The organism is Psychrobacillus sp. AK 1817, from assembly GCF_008807035.1.
GTDB lineage: Bacteria > Bacillota > Bacilli > Bacillales_A > Planococcaceae > Psychrobacillus > Psychrobacillus faecigallinarum.
This window is the reverse complement of the sequence record NZ_CP031739.1, coordinates 1,876,214-1,892,985: the sequence shown is the minus strand read 5'-3', so window position 1 is coordinate 1,892,985 and position 16,772 is coordinate 1,876,214. Positions and strand designations below refer to the sequence as shown.

19 protein-coding genes are annotated in these 16,772 nt (G+C 37.7%); 18 read left to right on the top strand and 1 reads right to left on the bottom strand.

Annotated elements, in window-relative coordinates:
* The first annotated feature begins 18 nt into the window (after positions 1 to 18).
* From D0S48_RS09480 to D0S48_RS09405, 16 genes are all read left to right on the top strand, one after another.
* Positions 19 to 261, top strand: a complete 243-nt coding sequence (locus tag D0S48_RS09480; RefSeq protein ID WP_144539868.1) for a hypothetical protein — start codon at positions 19 to 21, stop codon at positions 259 to 261.
* Between the two features lie 341 nt (positions 262 to 602).
* On the top strand, positions 603 to 1,016 hold the full coding sequence (locus tag D0S48_RS09475; protein WP_151111429.1) for a BlaI/MecI/CopY family transcriptional regulator: 414 nt from the start codon (positions 603 to 605) through the stop codon (positions 1,014 to 1,016).
* A gap of 3 nt (positions 1,017 to 1,019) precedes the next feature.
* Positions 1,020 to 1,868: a M56 family metallopeptidase gene (locus tag D0S48_RS09470; RefSeq protein WP_144539864.1), complete on the top strand. Its 849-nt coding sequence runs from the start codon at positions 1,020 to 1,022 to the stop codon at positions 1,866 to 1,868.
* 40 nt (positions 1,869 to 1,908) lie between these two features.
* The gene (locus tag D0S48_RS09465) at positions 1,909 to 2,559 is read left to right on the top strand and encodes a DsbA family protein (RefSeq protein ID WP_370455744.1); all 651 of its coding nucleotides are present in this window, start codon (positions 1,909 to 1,911) and stop codon (positions 2,557 to 2,559) included.
* A complete protein-coding gene (locus D0S48_RS09460) occupies positions 2,549 to 2,953 on the top strand; it encodes a disulfide oxidoreductase (RefSeq protein WP_144539860.1) in 405 nt (134 codons plus the stop codon). The genes D0S48_RS09465 and D0S48_RS09460 overlap by 11 nt, the downstream gene beginning before the upstream one ends.
* A 33-nt stretch (positions 2,954 to 2,986) precedes the next feature.
* Positions 2,987 to 3,517 (top strand): thiol-disulfide oxidoreductase ResA, encoded by a 531-nt coding sequence (gene resA, locus D0S48_RS09455; protein ID WP_144539858.1) that lies wholly within the window; start codon positions 2,987 to 2,989, stop codon positions 3,515 to 3,517.
* 216 nt (positions 3,518 to 3,733) lie between these two features.
* Positions 3,734 to 4,063: a metal-sensitive transcriptional regulator gene (locus tag D0S48_RS09450; RefSeq protein ID WP_186318219.1), complete on the top strand. Its 330-nt coding sequence runs from the start codon at positions 3,734 to 3,736 to the stop codon at positions 4,061 to 4,063.
* 11 nt (positions 4,064 to 4,074) lie between these two features.
* The gene (gene copZ, locus D0S48_RS09445; RefSeq protein ID WP_144539856.1) at positions 4,075 to 4,284 is read left to right on the top strand and encodes a copper chaperone CopZ; all 210 of its coding nucleotides are present in this window, start codon (positions 4,075 to 4,077) and stop codon (positions 4,282 to 4,284) included.
* 79 nt (positions 4,285 to 4,363) lie between these two features.
* Positions 4,364 to 6,781: a heavy metal translocating P-type ATPase gene (locus D0S48_RS09440; RefSeq protein ID WP_144539854.1), complete on the top strand. Its 2,418-nt coding sequence runs from the start codon at positions 4,364 to 4,366 to the stop codon at positions 6,779 to 6,781.
* 117 nt (positions 6,782 to 6,898) lie between these two features.
* Positions 6,899 to 7,447: a DUF1541 domain-containing protein gene (locus tag D0S48_RS09435; RefSeq protein ID WP_151111425.1), complete on the top strand. Its 549-nt coding sequence runs from the start codon at positions 6,899 to 6,901 to the stop codon at positions 7,445 to 7,447.
* A gap of 99 nt (positions 7,448 to 7,546) precedes the next feature.
* Positions 7,547 to 7,873, top strand: coding sequence for a four-helix bundle copper-binding protein (locus D0S48_RS09430; RefSeq protein ID WP_144539850.1), 327 nt, complete (start codon positions 7,547 to 7,549; stop codon positions 7,871 to 7,873).
* A 193-nt stretch (positions 7,874 to 8,066) separates the two neighbouring features.
* Positions 8,067 to 8,750: a hypothetical protein gene (locus D0S48_RS09425; protein WP_144539848.1), complete on the top strand. Its 684-nt coding sequence runs from the start codon at positions 8,067 to 8,069 to the stop codon at positions 8,748 to 8,750.
* An 11-nt stretch (positions 8,751 to 8,761) separates the two neighbouring features.
* On the top strand, positions 8,762 to 9,253 hold the full coding sequence (gene ybaK / locus D0S48_RS09420) for a Cys-tRNA(Pro) deacylase (protein WP_144539846.1): 492 nt from the start codon (positions 8,762 to 8,764) through the stop codon (positions 9,251 to 9,253).
* A 103-nt stretch (positions 9,254 to 9,356) separates the two neighbouring features.
* Complete coding sequence (locus tag D0S48_RS09415) at positions 9,357 to 10,004, top strand: YczE/YyaS/YitT family protein (protein ID WP_151111423.1); 648 nt, start codon at positions 9,357 to 9,359, stop codon at positions 10,002 to 10,004.
* Positions 10,005 to 10,079: 75 nt separating this feature from the next.
* On the top strand, positions 10,080 to 11,141 hold the full coding sequence (locus D0S48_RS09410) for a hypothetical protein (RefSeq protein ID WP_191963903.1): 1,062 nt from the start codon (positions 10,080 to 10,082) through the stop codon (positions 11,139 to 11,141).
* Positions 11,142 to 11,291: 150 nt separating this feature from the next.
* Positions 11,292 to 12,488: a glycine C-acetyltransferase gene (locus D0S48_RS09405; protein WP_370455757.1), complete on the top strand. Its 1,197-nt coding sequence runs from the start codon at positions 11,292 to 11,294 to the stop codon at positions 12,486 to 12,488.
* Between the two features lie 860 nt (positions 12,489 to 13,348).
* On the opposite strand, the gene D0S48_RS09400 is transcribed toward D0S48_RS09405, so the two are convergent.
* On the bottom strand, positions 13,349 to 13,984 hold the full coding sequence (locus D0S48_RS09400; RefSeq protein WP_144539838.1) for a YrzE family protein: 636 nt from the start codon (positions 13,982 to 13,984) through the stop codon (positions 13,349 to 13,351).
* A gap of 169 nt (positions 13,985 to 14,153) precedes the next feature.
* Here D0S48_RS09400 and D0S48_RS09395 point away from each other — a divergent pair, with 169 nt between their 5' ends.
* Positions 14,154 to 15,113, top strand: a complete 960-nt coding sequence (locus D0S48_RS09395) for an L-threonine 3-dehydrogenase (protein ID WP_144539836.1) — start codon at positions 14,154 to 14,156, stop codon at positions 15,111 to 15,113.
* A 182-nt stretch (positions 15,114 to 15,295) separates the two neighbouring features.
* A complete protein-coding gene (locus D0S48_RS09390) occupies positions 15,296 to 16,597 on the top strand; it encodes an NCS2 family permease (protein WP_144539834.1) in 1,302 nt (433 codons plus the stop codon).
* Positions 16,598 to 16,772: the final 175 nt, after the last annotated feature.

Sequence of the window (16,772 nt, the reverse complement as noted above, 5' to 3'; positions counted from 1 at the left end):
AAGGATGTTAGACAAGATATGCATTCCAAAAACAACGAAAAATTCATTGAGCAGCCTAACTTAGGCCCAACATTGGAGTTCTTAGGTTCTGCTTTCGAAACACTAGGTCTACTTATTGGGACGATTGGAGAAGGAATATCCCTACAAGAAATGTTAGAGGAAGAACACTCCGAAAAGAAAATTATGAGTGATCAAAAAAGTCAACTATCCCAAATAGAAAAAAAACTAGACTGCATCATTAAGGAGCTTAAATCATTATAGTTGTGATTTTTAAGAAAAATAAAAAGGACCTTTCAATCTTAGGTCCTCGTGACTGAGATGAGAGTGAGGAAATTTTCTCAGTTGTTAGCATTTAGCATATGTAAGAACAAATTATTGTACAGAGACATTTATTCTTAACACTAGAGACTAAGACAAAATCAAATAAACAATTCATATAAACCTTATCTGTTTGTCCACCCAAAATGCCCCCGATTTCCTTTGGGGGTTATTGTGATTATGAGGAAGTTCATAAAATTGTTATTATTACAATGTCCCTGAGTATAAAAAACTTCACTTTAACTAATAGATACACTACAATGAGTAATGTGAGGTGAGCTTACGTGAAAATTGGAAAGTTTAAAATGAACGAAAGTGGATTGAATCGCTTTTTCGGACCACTTGAATCTAAAATAATGGATATTCTTTGGACTGGTACGGAGATGACCATTAAGGATGTACAAAAGGTATTGGACTGTGAAAAAGCAACAAATTTTAACACGGTTATGACCGTCATGAACAGATTAGTGGATAAAGGAATACTACAAAAAAGAGCAGAGGGTAGATCTTCTATGTATATGCCAGTTCTTTCGAGAGAAGAGTTTATCAATACTCAATCTAAGGAAATGACGAACGAGCTTATGGACGAGTTTGGCAATGTGGTTGTCAGTCATATGCTAGATGCTATAGAAGATGTTGATGATGATCTAGTTGCTAAGCTTGAGCAAAAAATAAAAGAGTGGAAAAAGGAAATGTAGCTTATGAACAAACGTCAATCGACCCATATGTTTATAGCGTCTTTACTTATTTCTGGAATCATTTTTTTTCAGATGGCCATTTATGTTATTTCCATGCTTGCGGGATGGGATGTGAAGTTTAACCTTGTAGAAGTATGTCATAGCACATTAAAAATGATTGGTTTATCCTCACTGGAATATGCACTTGACGGTTTAGTCATTTTTACATTGGTTTATCTATTCTGGAAGATATGTATACAATTTGTTCAAGCGAAAAGGATGAAATTAAAGTTTCAACAATATAAAGAGAAGAAGCTAACAAAGAATTTAAATGAATCGTATAGCAACAAGAAGGAAGAATTTATCGTAATCTCTTATCCAACTCCTCTAGCCATTACAATGGGATTCTTTACACCTAAGATTGTTATATCAACTGGGCTTGTAAATCTACTTAACGAGGAAGAGCTAAATGCAGTATTAGCACATGAGATGTACCATCAGAATAACCGTGATCCTTTAAAAATGTTCATGTTATCATTATTTTCTACTACTATAAGATATATTCCGATATTAAAGTGGTTCCAACAAAAATATAGAATTGTCCAAGAAGTGTTGGCAGATGAATATGCTATAGAGAGACAAGCAACATCTGCAAGCTTAAGCAGTGCACTTTTAAAGATGTTAAAGGTAGGAAAGTTAGACCAAATGCCTTTTACATATGCATCATTTGCAGATACCTCTGTCAATTACCGAATAGAATATTTATTAAACCCTTTAACAGAAGTAAAGTTGCAAATTCCATGGAGAGACACTGTTTTATCCATTGCTATATTTGCGTTAATATGTAGCTTTTTTATTTACGCATTAGCGTAAATTTTTTACCCAATTACACTACGTTATGTAGTTTTAGGAGATGTTGAATTTGTCTAAGAAGATTTTTTGGTTTATAGGTGTTATTGCAATATGTATTGTTGGAATCATTGTATTAACAGATACGAAGGCAGAATCTGTTGTTTTTGAATACGATGGACAGCCTTACATAGGTGAAGCATCTGCTCCGGTGGAAATTGTAGAATTTGGTGATTATAAATGCTCACATTGTAAAGACTTTAATGACAGTCTCTTCCCACTAATTAATGAGGAATTCGTAGAAACGGGGAAGGCGAAGTTTTACTACATGAACTATTCTTTCATTGCTGCTGATTCTAATACAGCCGCGCAGTTTGGAGAGACGGTATATAAGGAACTCGGAAATGAAAAATTTTGGTCCTTCCATCATTTGTTATTTGCAAATCAAACAAATGCAAGCGGTCAAGAAAACCTAATGTCAGATGAATTTTTAGTGGCGGTACTAGCTGAGATAGCGAGCGAAGAAGAAGTGGAAAAGGTTAAACAGGCATTTAGTGAAGAGGGAGGAAAGGAAGCGTGGAATCTAGATATGAGTACAGCAAAAAATCTTGGTATAGTTGCCACTCCATCCATTTATATTGGCGGTAAGGAGTTTACAGGGAAAACGATGACGGACTTTACTAAAATGGTGGAAGAGGCTGCAAATGCTAAATAAATCTATTTTAGCTGCGTGGCTTGTAGCGCTTACCGCAACGATAGGTAGTTTATTTTTTAGTGAACGGATGGGATTTATTCCATGTACACTTTGCTGGTATCAGAGGATTTTAATGTATCCGCTGGTGTTTCTATTGGGTGTAGCTTTCTATAGAAACGACAAAAAGATTTATGTATATGCGCTACCACTATCTATAATTGGCATATGTGTTTCCAGCTACCATTATGCCCTGCAGAAAATTCCTTCCTTGCAGGAATTTAGCGCATGTACAAGCGGAGTTCCCTGTTCAGGACAATATATCAATTGGTTTGGTTTTGTAACTATTCCATTTCTAGCATTGTTAGCATTCGTTATGATTACCGTTTTCATGCTTGGTCTTTGGAAGAAAAAATAACAATTTATTGTAAGAAGAGAGGAGGAAGTTTAGATGAACAAGAAAAAGAGATTTTATATTCGAGCTCTCATTTTGTCTTTAATGGTTGTTGCCATTGTATTTACGATTTACTCGAATGTAACAAAGGAGAAAAATGCAATCTTGAAGGAGGGGGACGCCGCACCTGATTTTGCATTAGTAGATATGAACGGTGAGAAGCATCAATTATCCGATTACAAAGGACAGGGAGTCTTTCTAAACTTTTGGGGGACATGGTGTAAGCCTTGTGAAAGAGAATTTCCTATCATAGATGAACAATATCAAAACTATAAAGATCAAGGGCTTGAAATCCTCGCGGTAAATGTAGGCGAGTCGGATTTAAAGGTTCAAAGATACATTGATAGAAAGGGATTAACATTCCCAGTTCTAATTGATAACAATAAAAGTGTTATCAACGCCTTCAATATTAACCCGTTGCCTACGACCCTACTCATCAACTCTGAAGGTAAAATAGAAAAGATCATAACCGGTGAAATGAGCGAGGAAAGCATCAAGAAATATATGGAGCAAATACTACCAATTTAATATCTAATTTAAGACGCTTCCTTAGTTAAACTAGGAACCGTCTTTTTATATAGCGTTTTTCTATGTCTCTTCCAACTGATAATCATAAAATCGATTCATTAGGTGAAAACTATTAAAAGTTCGTAGTTAAAATAGCTTCAAAAATTTAAAAATCAAATAGGTTGCATACCCCTTTAGGGTATCATATACTGGTATTAGGAATAGGAGGTTGGTTACTTGGACAATGTAATAGAGGAAAATACAGAATTACCATCAGACTTGTCTTGTAGGAGAAGTCACCATCCTGAGCATGTAAAAAAAGATTTAACCAATAGACTGAATCGTATTGAAGGACAAATTCGTGGCATTAAAGGGATGGTTGAAAAGGATATTTACTGTGACGATATAATTACCCAACTATCTGCAACCCAGTCGGCTTTAAATAGTGTTGCTAAGGTTCTTTTGCAAGGACATTTAAAGGGGTGCGTGGCTAATAGGTTAGCTGAAGGCGATGAAGAAGTGTTAGATGAACTGCTCGTTACGATTCAAAAACTAATGAGAAAATAGGAGGAATTCAAATGTTAAATCAAGTTACATTAGAAGTTAAAGGCATGTCATGTGGACATTGCGTTAAATCGGTAGAAACAAGTGTAGGTAATCTAGATGGCGTTGAACAAGTAAAAGTATATCTTGAATCCGGAAAAGTAGATGTATCCTTTGAAGAAGACAAAGTTACTTTAGCCAAAATAAAAGAAACAATCGATGAACAAGGCTACGATGTCCAATAATAGATGGAGTGCTCATACAGGCACTCTCTTTATTTAGGTAATATATACCCCCTAGACGTATATGAGAAAGGTGAGGGTTATGGAAAATAATATAAAGCAGACTAGCTACAAAATAACTGGGATGACCTGTGCGGCATGTTCTGCGCGAATAGAAAAAGTTATTAACAAAATGGAGGGTGTGGAAGAAGCTAATGTAAATTTAGCGCTTGAAAAATCAGTTATCAAATATGACCCTGATAAAGTAACAGAAGAAGACTTTGAGAAGAAAATTGAGGCACTTGGATACGGAGTGGTGAAAGAGAAGAAAGAGTTTGCTATTACTGGTATGACTTGTGCTGCTTGTTCTACCCGCATTGAAAAAGGTCTAAACAAATTAGAGGGAGTAAGTTCTGCCAATGTGAATCTGGCTCTCGAACGTGCAACCGTAGAGTTTAATCCCTCCGACGTAACTATAAACGATATTATTCAAAAGGTAGAAAAGCTTGGTTATGGTGCAATAATTAAATCAGAGGATAAAGAGTCGGTCGATTATCGAGAGGAAGCAATCCAAAAGCAAAAGGTGAAATTTATTGTTTCAGCTATTTTATCTTTGCCACTTCTCTGGACGATGGTTGGACATTTTTCTTTTACTTCTTTTATTTACATGCCAGAATTTTTGATGAATCCGTGGGTGCAAATGGTATTAGCAACACCTGTCCAATTCATCATCGGAAGACAGTTTTATGTTAGTGCCTACAAAGCATTGAGAAATGGCAGTGCCAACATGGATGTACTCGTTGTGTTAGGAACCTCAGCAGCTTATTTTTATAGCGTTTATCAAGCAATTATTACTGCCGGTGAACATCATGCAGCTAACCTTTACTTTGAAACAAGCGCGGTCCTTATCACACTGATTTTGTTGGGTAAGCTGTTCGAAGCAAAGGCAAAGGGGCGCTCTTCGGAGGCTATAAAAAAACTAATGGGGCTACAGGCGAAAACGGCATTGGTTATTAGAGATGGTGCTGAATTGGTAATTCCCATTGAGGAAGTATTAGTAGGAGATACCATTCTAGTGAAGCCCGGAGAAAAAATTCCTGTTGATGGAGAAGTGATTGCTGGAAATAGTGCAGTCGATGAATCTATGTTAACTGGAGAGAGTATACCAGTTGATAAAGTGACTGGAGATTCGTTGTTCGGATCCACCATCAATAAAAATGGTTCCATTAAAATGAAAGCAACGAAAATTGGAAGAGACACTACACTTGCTCAAATTATTAAGGTAGTAGAAGATGCCCAAGGCTCAAAAGCGCCTATTCAACGTTTGGCAGATAAGATTTCTGGGATATTCGTTCCAATCGTTGTAGGAATAGCAATAGTTACATTCTTAGTCTGGTTCTTAGTCGTTGAACCTGGTGAAATCACCCCAGCGCTTGAGGCGTTGATAGCTGTGCTTGTCATTGCTTGTCCATGTGCTTTAGGTCTTGCAACACCAACATCTATCATGGCGGGCTCCGGTCGTGCTGCAGAGTTCGGAATCCTGTTTAAGGGTGGAGAACATTTAGAAACGACACACCATATTGATACGGTGGTGGTTGATAAAACTGGGACAGTCACTTACGGAAAGCCGAAGCTAACAGATGTGCTTATGGAAGAGGGAATGAAGGAATCCGACTTTCTCGCTTATATCGGGGCAGCTGAAAGGCAGTCGGAACACCCACTTGCAGAAGCAATTGTAGATGGGATCAAGGAGCGTGGGATAACACTACTAGAGGTAACTTCCTTTGAGGCCATACCAGGATACGGTGTAAAAGCAGTGGTAAATGAGCAAGAAGTGTTAGTTGGTACTAAAAAATTAATGAATCAAAATAATATTAATATAGCAGCTATTCTTAAACGAATGGAAGAGCTCGAGGGACAAGGGAAAACTGCTATGCTAGCAACTATAAATGGAAAATTTGTTGGTATGATTGCAGTCGCTGATACGATTAAGGAATCCTCTTTACAGGCTATTAAGCGATTGAAGGAAATGAATATTGATGTCATGATGATCACTGGTGATAACCAGTTAACAGCCACTGCCATTGGAAAACAGGCAGGAATTGACCAGGTAATTGCGGAGGTGCTTCCAGAAGGTAAGGCAGCGGAAATTAAAAAGCTACAATCCTCCGGCAAAAAAGTAGCAATGGTCGGTGACGGTATCAATGATGCACCAGCTTTAGCAGTTGCTGATATTGGAATGGCTATCGGCACAGGAACAGATGTTGCGATGGAGGCAGCTGATATTACATTAATTCGTGGGGACTTAAACAGCATTGCCGATGCAATTATAATGAGTCGCAAAACAATGAGAAATATAAAGCAAAATCTATTCTGGGCATTTGCCTATAATACATTAGGTATTCCAATTGCAGCAGTTGGTTTACTCGCACCATGGGTAGCCGGTGCAGCTATGGCATTCAGTTCAGTTTCGGTGGTTTTGAATGCTTTACGTTTACAACGTGTGAAATTGGATAAATAGAGTGGTAAGGAGAACGGCTGCTGAAGTAGCGGTCGTTTTCTTTAATTTAATTAAGGTTCAAGGCCAAAAAGGCTTTCAAATATTTATTGGAGATTAACATTAAAAGGAGAGTTATATATGAAAAAAATAGCTGTAACGGGATTATGCACTTTATTTTTATTGGCAGGCTGTGGTGAAGAAGGTGAAGAAACTGCAAAGGACAATAATATGGAGCAGGAGCATGCTCATATGAATCATATAGATGACGGTGGAGAGATTCCCGAGGGCTTGGAAGAAGCACAAAATCCTAAATTTGAAGTAGGAAGTAAGGCAGTGATAGAAGCTGATCACATGGGTGGTATGAAAGGTGCAGAGGCTACAATTGTAGGTGCTTTTGATACAACGGTTTATGCTGTTTCGTATACTTCTACGACAGATGGCAAAAAGGTAGAGAACCATAAATGGGTTATCCATGAAGAGTTAGAGGCAACTGATGGAAAAGGGATAGTTGGCTCTAACGTTAAGCTGAATGCTAAACACATGGAAGGTATGGAAGGAGCCGAAGCTATCATTGAATCTTCTGAGGATACAACTGTTTACATGATAGATTATGTTTCAACCACTGATGGAACAGAGGTTAAAAATCATAAATGGGTGACCGAGGACGAATTGTCCGAAGTTAAATAGCAGTGATTTTGATCAATATATAGTCTACGCTTTTCTTGTTTAAATCTCCCCTTTAAGGGAAAAATAATAGCGGATACTTAAACAAGAGGAGGAGAAATAATGAATACGAAGTATGAAGATTGTTTAAAGGCTTGCATAGAATGCTTAGAGGCTTGTAATAATTGCTTTGACGCCTGCCTAAAGGAAGAACATATTAAAATGATGGCGGGTTGTATCAGGTTAGACCGTGAGTGTGCAGATGTTTGTTCATATGCGGCTCAAGCTATAACAAGAAATAGCCCATTTGTTCAGGAAATTTGTAAGCTCTGTGCACAAATTTGTGATGCATGCGGAGAAGAGTGTGGGAAGCACGATCATGAGCACTGTCAAAAATGTGCAGAGGCTTGTCGTAAATGCGCCGAGGCTTGTCGCCAAATGGTCGCATAAAAAATGCAAAAAATGGAGACTGTTAGACTATTTTCTGACAGTCTCCTTTTTAGAATTGAAATTAGGTAATTTTAACTAATTGGAGGAAAAATACATAAATATTGAATTGATTATTATGCCTTATATTAAATTATGCCTAAAGTTTATTTCATTATTTTGACAAATTAGGTAGACTGTAAAGAAGGAAATTTGTATGGAAGGGATGGTGAACATGATGAGTTTAGTGAAAGCTACAGGAAATGGGATGTCTAACTTAGTATCTAGTATGCGAGCAGTCCAAAGAAAGGACGCAGGACAGGCATATAGAAAGCATCATGAGTATTTCCAACCGAAAACTCCCTCTTTAAATGAATTGGAAGAACTTTTGCTTGGGAATAAAGAAAAAGAAAAAGACACCCCAGAACTTTCTGCTGCAATTCGTGAATTTCAAGAAATGGAAAAACAAACTATATTGGATATTAAGGGACCTGGCACTCCAATACAAAGCATAGGAGGACCGACACCTGAAAAAACAATTGAGCTATTAGAAAAAGTTCGTAGTCAGGCTTTAGCAGAAATGCCTGCGACACCTCAGCATTTACTAGTGGCTGCAAATGCAACTTCGAAAATTAGACAAGAGGAAGCCCAACTAACGTTAAATGAAATGGCGAATAGACAAATTGAGTTAGAAACTCAGAGGCAAAAAGAAATGGAGGCTGAAGTTTTTAATCGTTCTATGCAGGTGGACTTTCAAACACCAAAAGTGTTGGAGGAAGACTTACAGAGCCTTCAAACTAAACGTTTAAAAGAACAGGCTATTGCTAAATATTCGTATCAAGTTCATTTAAGAAAGTATGGCTTTTCGGATCAGCAACCGAGCTTCTTCCAAATAGCATAGGAGTAATAAACATGACTAAAAAACAGAAGACCAATGCTGTTCGTATGTTAGAACAGCAGAAAATAGCTTTTGATTTAATCGAATACGAGCTGACTGGTGATCAAGTCGATGGGGTAACTGTAGCAAACAAAATAGGCTACCCCGTTTTTGTCGTGTATAAAACATTACTAGTTACCGCTGGTTCAAATAAATACTATGTCTGCATTATCCCTGTGGATCAAGAGCTAAATCTCAAAAGTGTGGCAAAGGAAGTTGGAGAGAAAAAGGTGGAGCTGTTGCATCTAAAGGACCTTTTGCCAACGACTGGTTATATCCGGGGAGGCTGCTCACCAATAGGGATGAAAAAGCTGTTTCCGACAATTGTAGATAGTAGCGCCGAAAACAACGACTATATTATCGTTAGCGGAGGAAGGATAGGGCTTCAAGTGAAGCTTTCGCTAACTGACCTACTCCGTATGACTAAAGGGAAAACGGCAGTAATTAGCAATTCCAAAAATGACTAGCAATCTTTTCTTAAGCGACTATAATAGATATAGTATTAAATGATTCCATTCCAACTTTTTAGTTGAGAATGGTTTTTTCGTTAAAGGAAAGTAGGATAGAAACATGAAGGAACTTGTTTGGCGTTGGGTCTTTTTTATAGTGGGTATAACGATTATGTCCTTAGGGATTTCGATGACTATAAAAGGATATTTATTTGGTATTGGGCCTTGGGATGTTTTGCACGTTGGTCTTTTCAATCATTTAGGATTATCAATCGGCACATGGGCTATTTTAACGGGTATCATTATTGTGTTGATCACGATCATCAGTACAAAAAAAATTCCTGCATTAGGGACATGGCTTAATATTTTGTTTGTAGGATCATTTATCGATATGTTTAATTGGTTACTGCCCAATCCAACAGACTTGTTGGGACAGTCGATCATTTTTATATTAGGAGTTATGGTGATGAGCATAGGGATCGGGATTTACGTTTCACCGAATCTAGGAGCGGGACCACGTGATTCTTTAATGCTTCTCATAATAGAAAAAACAGGTTGGAGCTTAAAGAAAGTGCGGACAGGCATTGAAGTGATAGTCGCGATTGTCGGTTGGATACTAGGAGGCCCAGTAGGCATTGGTACAATACTTATCGCAATAGGGCTTGGACAATTAGTACACTATACATTACCTGCTTCGCAAAAATATTTGAATAAAATAAGTGGTTATACACTACCATTCGTGAAGAAGAGCGCTGAGAAACATATATGATTCTCAGTGCTTTTCATATTTTTGGTTGATGCAGCATACATTATCTATTGAATGAACGATAGAAAGGATGACTATTTGAACGGAACAATTACACACTTTATGGGGAAATCTTATACGGGACAAGGTGTTAAAAACTTCTATAAAGAACTCATTCAGGAAGCGAAAAAGGTATATTTTTTTAAAGGCCCAGCAAGCTCTAGACTCTCCGAAACCTTAAAAGAAATTGGATATGCAGCTATACGAAGAGGGAATGATATGGAATGGTTTTTAGATCCGCTCGACGAGGACGCTGTAGAGGCTGTTTATATTGTTGACACAAAAACACTTTATCTTCAAACGAATACGATTGATCCTTTCTTCTATGGGGCAGGGCATGAGTGGGTAACTTATTATGATGCCTATAAACTCGACAGGTTACGGGATGTGGGACTAGTTGTCCGCGACAAGCATCTAGAGGGAGAGGCTTGGCTTGCAAAGGGTTTGCAGACCCTATCGAAAGCTAAGCTAATACATGATGACTGGGAGCAATTAATTCAACCTGGAATGGACTGGAAGGGTATTGATTCATTATTAGATGATCTTCAAAAAAAATATATAGGGAATGTGAAACTACAAAAAAATCCGAAGCTAACTCACCGTTTAATGGGTTCTTTAACGCCGTTAGGGGCAAAGGATACGTTTAGTTCAATTTCCAAAAGTTTAAAGACGCGTTTGTATATAAAAGGGCTGCCTGGCAGCGGGAAATCCTCCTTTATGAAAAAATTTGGAGAAGAAGCAAAGTCTCATGGTCTAGACGTTCGCTACATTTGGTGTGGGTTAGATGCCAATAGTATTGATGGGGTAGTGATACCGGAGCTTCAATTGAGTATTGTGGATGCGACTAGTCCACATATTTATGACCCTGAAAGAGAAGGGGATGAAATTGTAGATTTCTTCCCATATATCGACCAAAACCAATGGGCTGAAGAGGAATTGACGAAAGTCAGAGAGGCATACTCAAGCGAGATGGAATTGGCTCAAGATTACATCAGTACTTATTTTGCAGAGGCAAAGCTTATTAAATCACTCTATGACTCTGCCATAGATGAGGATAAATGGAGAGAACTTCACGATAAAATGCTAGAAACAATTGAGTGAGTAGGTTTCCTACTCGCTTTTTTTTTATGGTTTTTGACTAGCGTTTGCCAGGTGAAGAAGGCATAGACATTTATTTATCAAAAGAGACATATCTTAGTCTTTCTTCTATAACAATGGTAAAATAAAATGGACTATTTGTTTGAAAGGAAGATGAACTTGTCTAATGTATTAAATAACTTTTTAACAGAAAACCTAGAGCAATTAAAGAGTCAAGGTCTATATAACGAAATCGATCCTGTTGAAGGAGCTAATGGCCCAATTATAACAGTTGGCGGAAATGAGCTAATCAACCTATCCTCCAACAATTATTTGGGACTAGCTACAAATGACGAATTAAAGCGTATTGCAAAAGAAACGATAGATAAATATGGTGTAGGAGCGGGAGCAGTACGTACGATTAACGGAACGCTAGACCTACACGTAAAGCTAGAGGAAAAGCTTGCTGAGTTCAAAGGAACAGAAGCAGCAATATCTTATCAATCGGGCTTTAACTGTAATATGGCTGCAATTTCTGCGGTAATGGACAAAAATGATGCGATTCTTTCTGACCAATTAAACCATGCATCCATCATCGATGGTTGCCGACTTTCTAAAGCTAAAATCATTCCATTTAACCACTCTGATATGGATGATCTTCGCAATAAAGCGAAAGAAGCAACGAAATCTGGCCAGTACAACAAAGTAATGGTAATTACAGATGGCGTATTCTCGATGGATGGTGACATTGCAAAGCTTCCAGAAATCGTTGAAATTGCAAAAGAATTTGACCTAATCACGTATGTGGATGATGCACATGGTTCTGGTGTTACTGGTAAGGGTAAAGGAACAGTGAAGCACTTTGGTTTAGAAAAAGAAATCGATTTCCAAATTGGAACACTTTCTAAAGCAATCGGGGTAGTCGGTGGATACGTTGCAGGGAAGAAGGACTTAATCGACTGGTTAAAGGTTCGTTCACGTCCATTCCTATTCTCTACTGCTTTACCACCTGGCGATGTAGCAGCAATAACAGCTGCAGTCCAAATGATCATCGATTCCACAGAGCTTCATGACAAGCTTTGGGAAAATGGTGACTACTTGAAGGCGGGCTTATCTAAGCTTGGATTTGATATTGGTGCATCTGAAACACCAATCACTCCATGTATCATTGGAGACGAAAAACTAACTCAGCAATTCTCTAAACGCCTATTTGAAGAGGGAGTATATGCAAAATCTATTGTCTTCCCTACGGTACCTAAAGGAACTGGACGCGTTCGCAACATGCCAACAGCTGCCCATACAAAAGAAATGCTAGATAATGCCATAGCTACTTACGAAAAAGTTGGAAAAGAACTAGGCGTTATTAAATAGAATAAGATTCCGGCTACCAATTGTTTGGTAGCCTTTTTTGTGGGGGATACAATCGCAAAGTTTCTCTAAGTGGCAGTTAAATAAAGGGGAAGATAAACGGATGAGAAGCGTCTCCTAAATGCTAGAAATCGTCTCCTAAGTGGTGGTTGCGCCCCTAAATATGGAGAAATGTCTCCTAAAACGGTGGGAATCGCTCATAAATGGGTGAGAAGTGTCTCCTAAACGCTGGAAATCGTCTCCTAAGTGGTGGTTGCGCCCCTAAATATGGAGAAATGTCTCGTAAAACAGTTAGAAGCGCTCGTAAACGATGGGAAGTGCCTCCTAAATGAGAGAAAGAGTCTCCTAAAGTGAGATGGTGCCCCTAAATATGGAGAAATGTCTCCTAAAACGGTGGAAAGCGCTCGTAAACGATGGGAAGTGTCTCCTAAATGCTAGAAATCGTCTCCTAAGTGGTGGTTGCGCCCCTAAATATGGAGAAATGTCTCGTAAAACAGTGAGAAGCGCTCGTAAACGATGGGAAGTGTCTCCTATATGCTAGAAATTGTCTCCTAAGTGGTGGGTACGCTCCTAAATATGGAGAAATGTCTCCTAAAACGGTGGGAATCGCTCATAAATGGATGAGAAGTGTCTCCTAAACGCTGGAAATCGTCTCCTAAGTGGTGGTTGCGCCCCTAAAAATGGGGAAATGTCTCCTAAAACAGTGGAAAACGCTCGTAAATGGATGGAAAGAGTCCCCTAATGCCACGAATTATCGTTAAAAATATAAATGATATTAGTTTATAGTAAAAAGCCCACCGTAGTGGGCTTTTATATTGAAATCGAATGATCTTACTGCCGAGTTCCAAGAATAATTGGTCCACTCATTTCAAATTATTTATCTCTTGCTGAAAAGAATAATAAAGGCTATATTTTTGGACGCCTGTTGCAAGCTCAATGCTTTTGTTCGCTTCTTGTTCATAGAGGTCGTTGTTGCCTTGCTCTTTTGCGATGACAGCTTCGATTGCATGCTGCATCCAACCTTTTGGGAGTTGAACCTTTAGTGTATGAGCCTCATCAAAGTCTCCTTTAAGAGCTTCTACATATGCTAAATAATAGGTTCTTAATGGTTCTTTGCTTATTTGTTTAGCTAGGTGCTCGAATTTAGAGACGTTGTTTTCAAAAAGTGCCAATATGGTTTTATATACTTCCTGCATATAGGGCTGTTTGTGCCTTTTCAAAATTTCCTCTAAGGAGCGTATGATCTGTTCTCGATCGCCAGTTTTCAAAGCTAGCGGGTAAGCAAATATTGGCTTTCGCTTATTCTTTTCTAGATATTGCTCTATCTTTTTCAAATTTTTTGATTTATAAACCGTATACATTTGAGGTACAACTATTAAAAGTAAATATACGGCTACTACTATCAAATAAATTAACCAAAAAGGTAAATTGAAAAAAGTCATAACCATAGTCAATATTACCCCTAGCAAAAAAATGAGTGCATATTTTAATATTTTCATAAATACCTCCTAATTAAACTATTATATCAAAAAATGAAATCGGATATGGTTGTATTTCACGAATGAACACGATATAATTATTACTTGATAAACCTAGTGATATCAAGGTGTTTTATTGATATAATGTACTTTCCAAAAATACAATTGTTTTTGAAAGGGAGAAATAAAGATGAAGAAAATTATGGTTACCGGAGCTTTAGGACAAATTGGTTCGGAACTAGTTGCGAAACTACGAAAAGAATATGGTTCAGACAATATTTTGGCCACAGACATTAGACATATATCATCGTCAGTAACAGAAAATGGTCCATTTGACCTTTTAGATGTGACTGATGGAGAGAAAATGCATCAGCTTGCGAAGAATTTTCAAGCGGACACTATGATTCATATGGCTGCATTACTTTCTGCAACAGCAGAAGCGAAGCCGCTATTGGCGTGGAATTTAAATATGGGTGGATTAGTAAATGCATTGGAGGCTTCACGTGAATTAGGGATGCAATTCTTTACTCCAAGCTCTATTGGCGCTTTCGGACCTTCTACTCCTAAGAAAAACACACCTCAGGATACATTGCAGCGTCCAACTACTATGTATGGAGTAAACAAAGTATCAGGAGAATTGCTATGTGATTACTACTTTCAAAAATTCGGCGTGGATACAAGAGGAGTTCGTTTTCCTGGATTGATCTCCAATGAGACATTACCAGGGGGTGGAACAACCGACTATGCAGTTGACATTTACTATAAAGCATTAGAGGATGGCGCTTACACGTCCTATATAGCAAAAGGAACATATATGGATATGATGTATATGCCGGATGCGCTTCAAGCGATTGTTGATTTAATGGAGGCAGATCCGACTAAGCTAATTCATCGTAATGCATTTAATGTAACGGCAATGAGCTTTGAACCGGAACAAATTGCTGCATCTATCCGCAAGGAAATACCTTCCTTTAAGATGAATTATGAAGTAGACCCAGTTCGCCAAGCAATTGCTGATAGCTGGCCAGACAACATTGATGCGACTGCAGCAAAAGAAGAGTGGGGCTTTACGTATAAATACGATTTAGACGCAATGACGAAGGATATGTTACTAACGCTAAAGAATAAAAAAACGGCAGGCTCCTTATAAAGGACCTGCTTTTTTTTATAACAATTAATATAAATTTGCGTACTACTTAATTCTTAAAGTGAATGTAAACGGAGAATTTTGAGAATAATGACTTTGAGTAAAAGGGTTGTATTTTATCTCAAAAACGAATAATATATTTAATGTTATTAAAAATGTTCGTGTTTAAGGAAGAAGGTAATAAAATGTTTCGTTTGAAGGAGCATAGTACGAATGTAAAGACTGAACTTATTGCGGGGATGACCACATTTCTCACAATGGTATATATCGTTGTTGTAAATCCGATTATTTTATCGGATGCAGGTGTACCACTTGATCAAGTGTTTATGGCAACTATTATTTCTGCTGTTATCGGTACATTATGGATGTCGCTTTGCGCCAATTATCCAATCGCAATTGCTCCTGGTATGGGATTGAATGCATATTTCACTTACGCTGTCGTGTTAGCGTCAGACGGAAAAATTGATTATTTAACAGCTTTTGCTGCTGTTTTCGTAGCAGGTATAATTTTTATTCTTTTATCTTTAACACCTTTGAGAGAAAAGTTAATAACGGCAATTCCGAAAAATTTAAAACATGCAATTACTGCAGGTATTGGGTTATTTATTGCCTTTCTAGGCTTACGAATGGCTAAAGTAGTTGTGGCAAGTGATAGTAACTTAGTGATGCTAGGTGATTTAACTTCCCCTGGTGTTCTCTTAACTTTATTTGGTTTATTAATCACTGTGATTTTAATGGTACGTAATATAAAAGGTGCATTATTTATTGGTATGGTTATTACTGGTATCGTAGCTGTGTTAACAAATCAACTACATATTGATAAAGTGGTAGCTCTGCCTCATTTACCAGAAGGTATTTTAATTTGGAATCCAATTGAAGCAATTAGCCAAGTTATTTCTTATGGTTTATACGGAGTAGTATTCTCATTCATTTTAGTTACACTCTTTGATACGACAGGTACTATGGTTGGTGTTGCTAAGCAAGCTGGTTTGATGAAAGACGAAAAATTACCTCGTGCTCGCCAAGCATTACTGGCTGACTCAGTTGCGACGACTGTTGGGTCTATGTTTGGAACTAGTCCAACAACAGCATTTGTTGAGTCTTCATCTGGTGTTGCTGTTGGTGGCCGTACAGGTTTAACTAGTTTAACCGTTGCTGTTTTATTCATTGTTGCTTCTTTCTTTGGACCTTTAGTAGGTGCCATATCTGGTGTTGCGGCGATTACCTCTCCAACCCTAATTATTGTTGGTACATTGATGATTGGTTCTGTAAAAGAAATTGAATGGAGTAAATTTGACGAAGCATTCCCTGCTTTCTTAATCATCTTGATCATGCCTCTTACTTCAAGCATTTCAACTGGAATTGCTTTTGGGTTTATCATTTACCCTATTTTGAAAATAGTTAAAGGTGAAGCAAAAAAAGTACATCCGATGCTATATATATTTGCTATCCTATTTGCATTTCAATTATTGTTTTTACCACACTAATAAAAATAAAATGCTCCCTGCATATTTAAGATGCGGAGAGCATTTTTTTAGTTCAGAAGGCTAAAGAAATAAAAAGTAGTTATTTCAAGAAGGTTTTATCTTCTTTAAGTTGAATCTAATTAAAGGATAATAAGACATTGGATCAAAATAGATATCGGAACATAGTAAGTTCTTA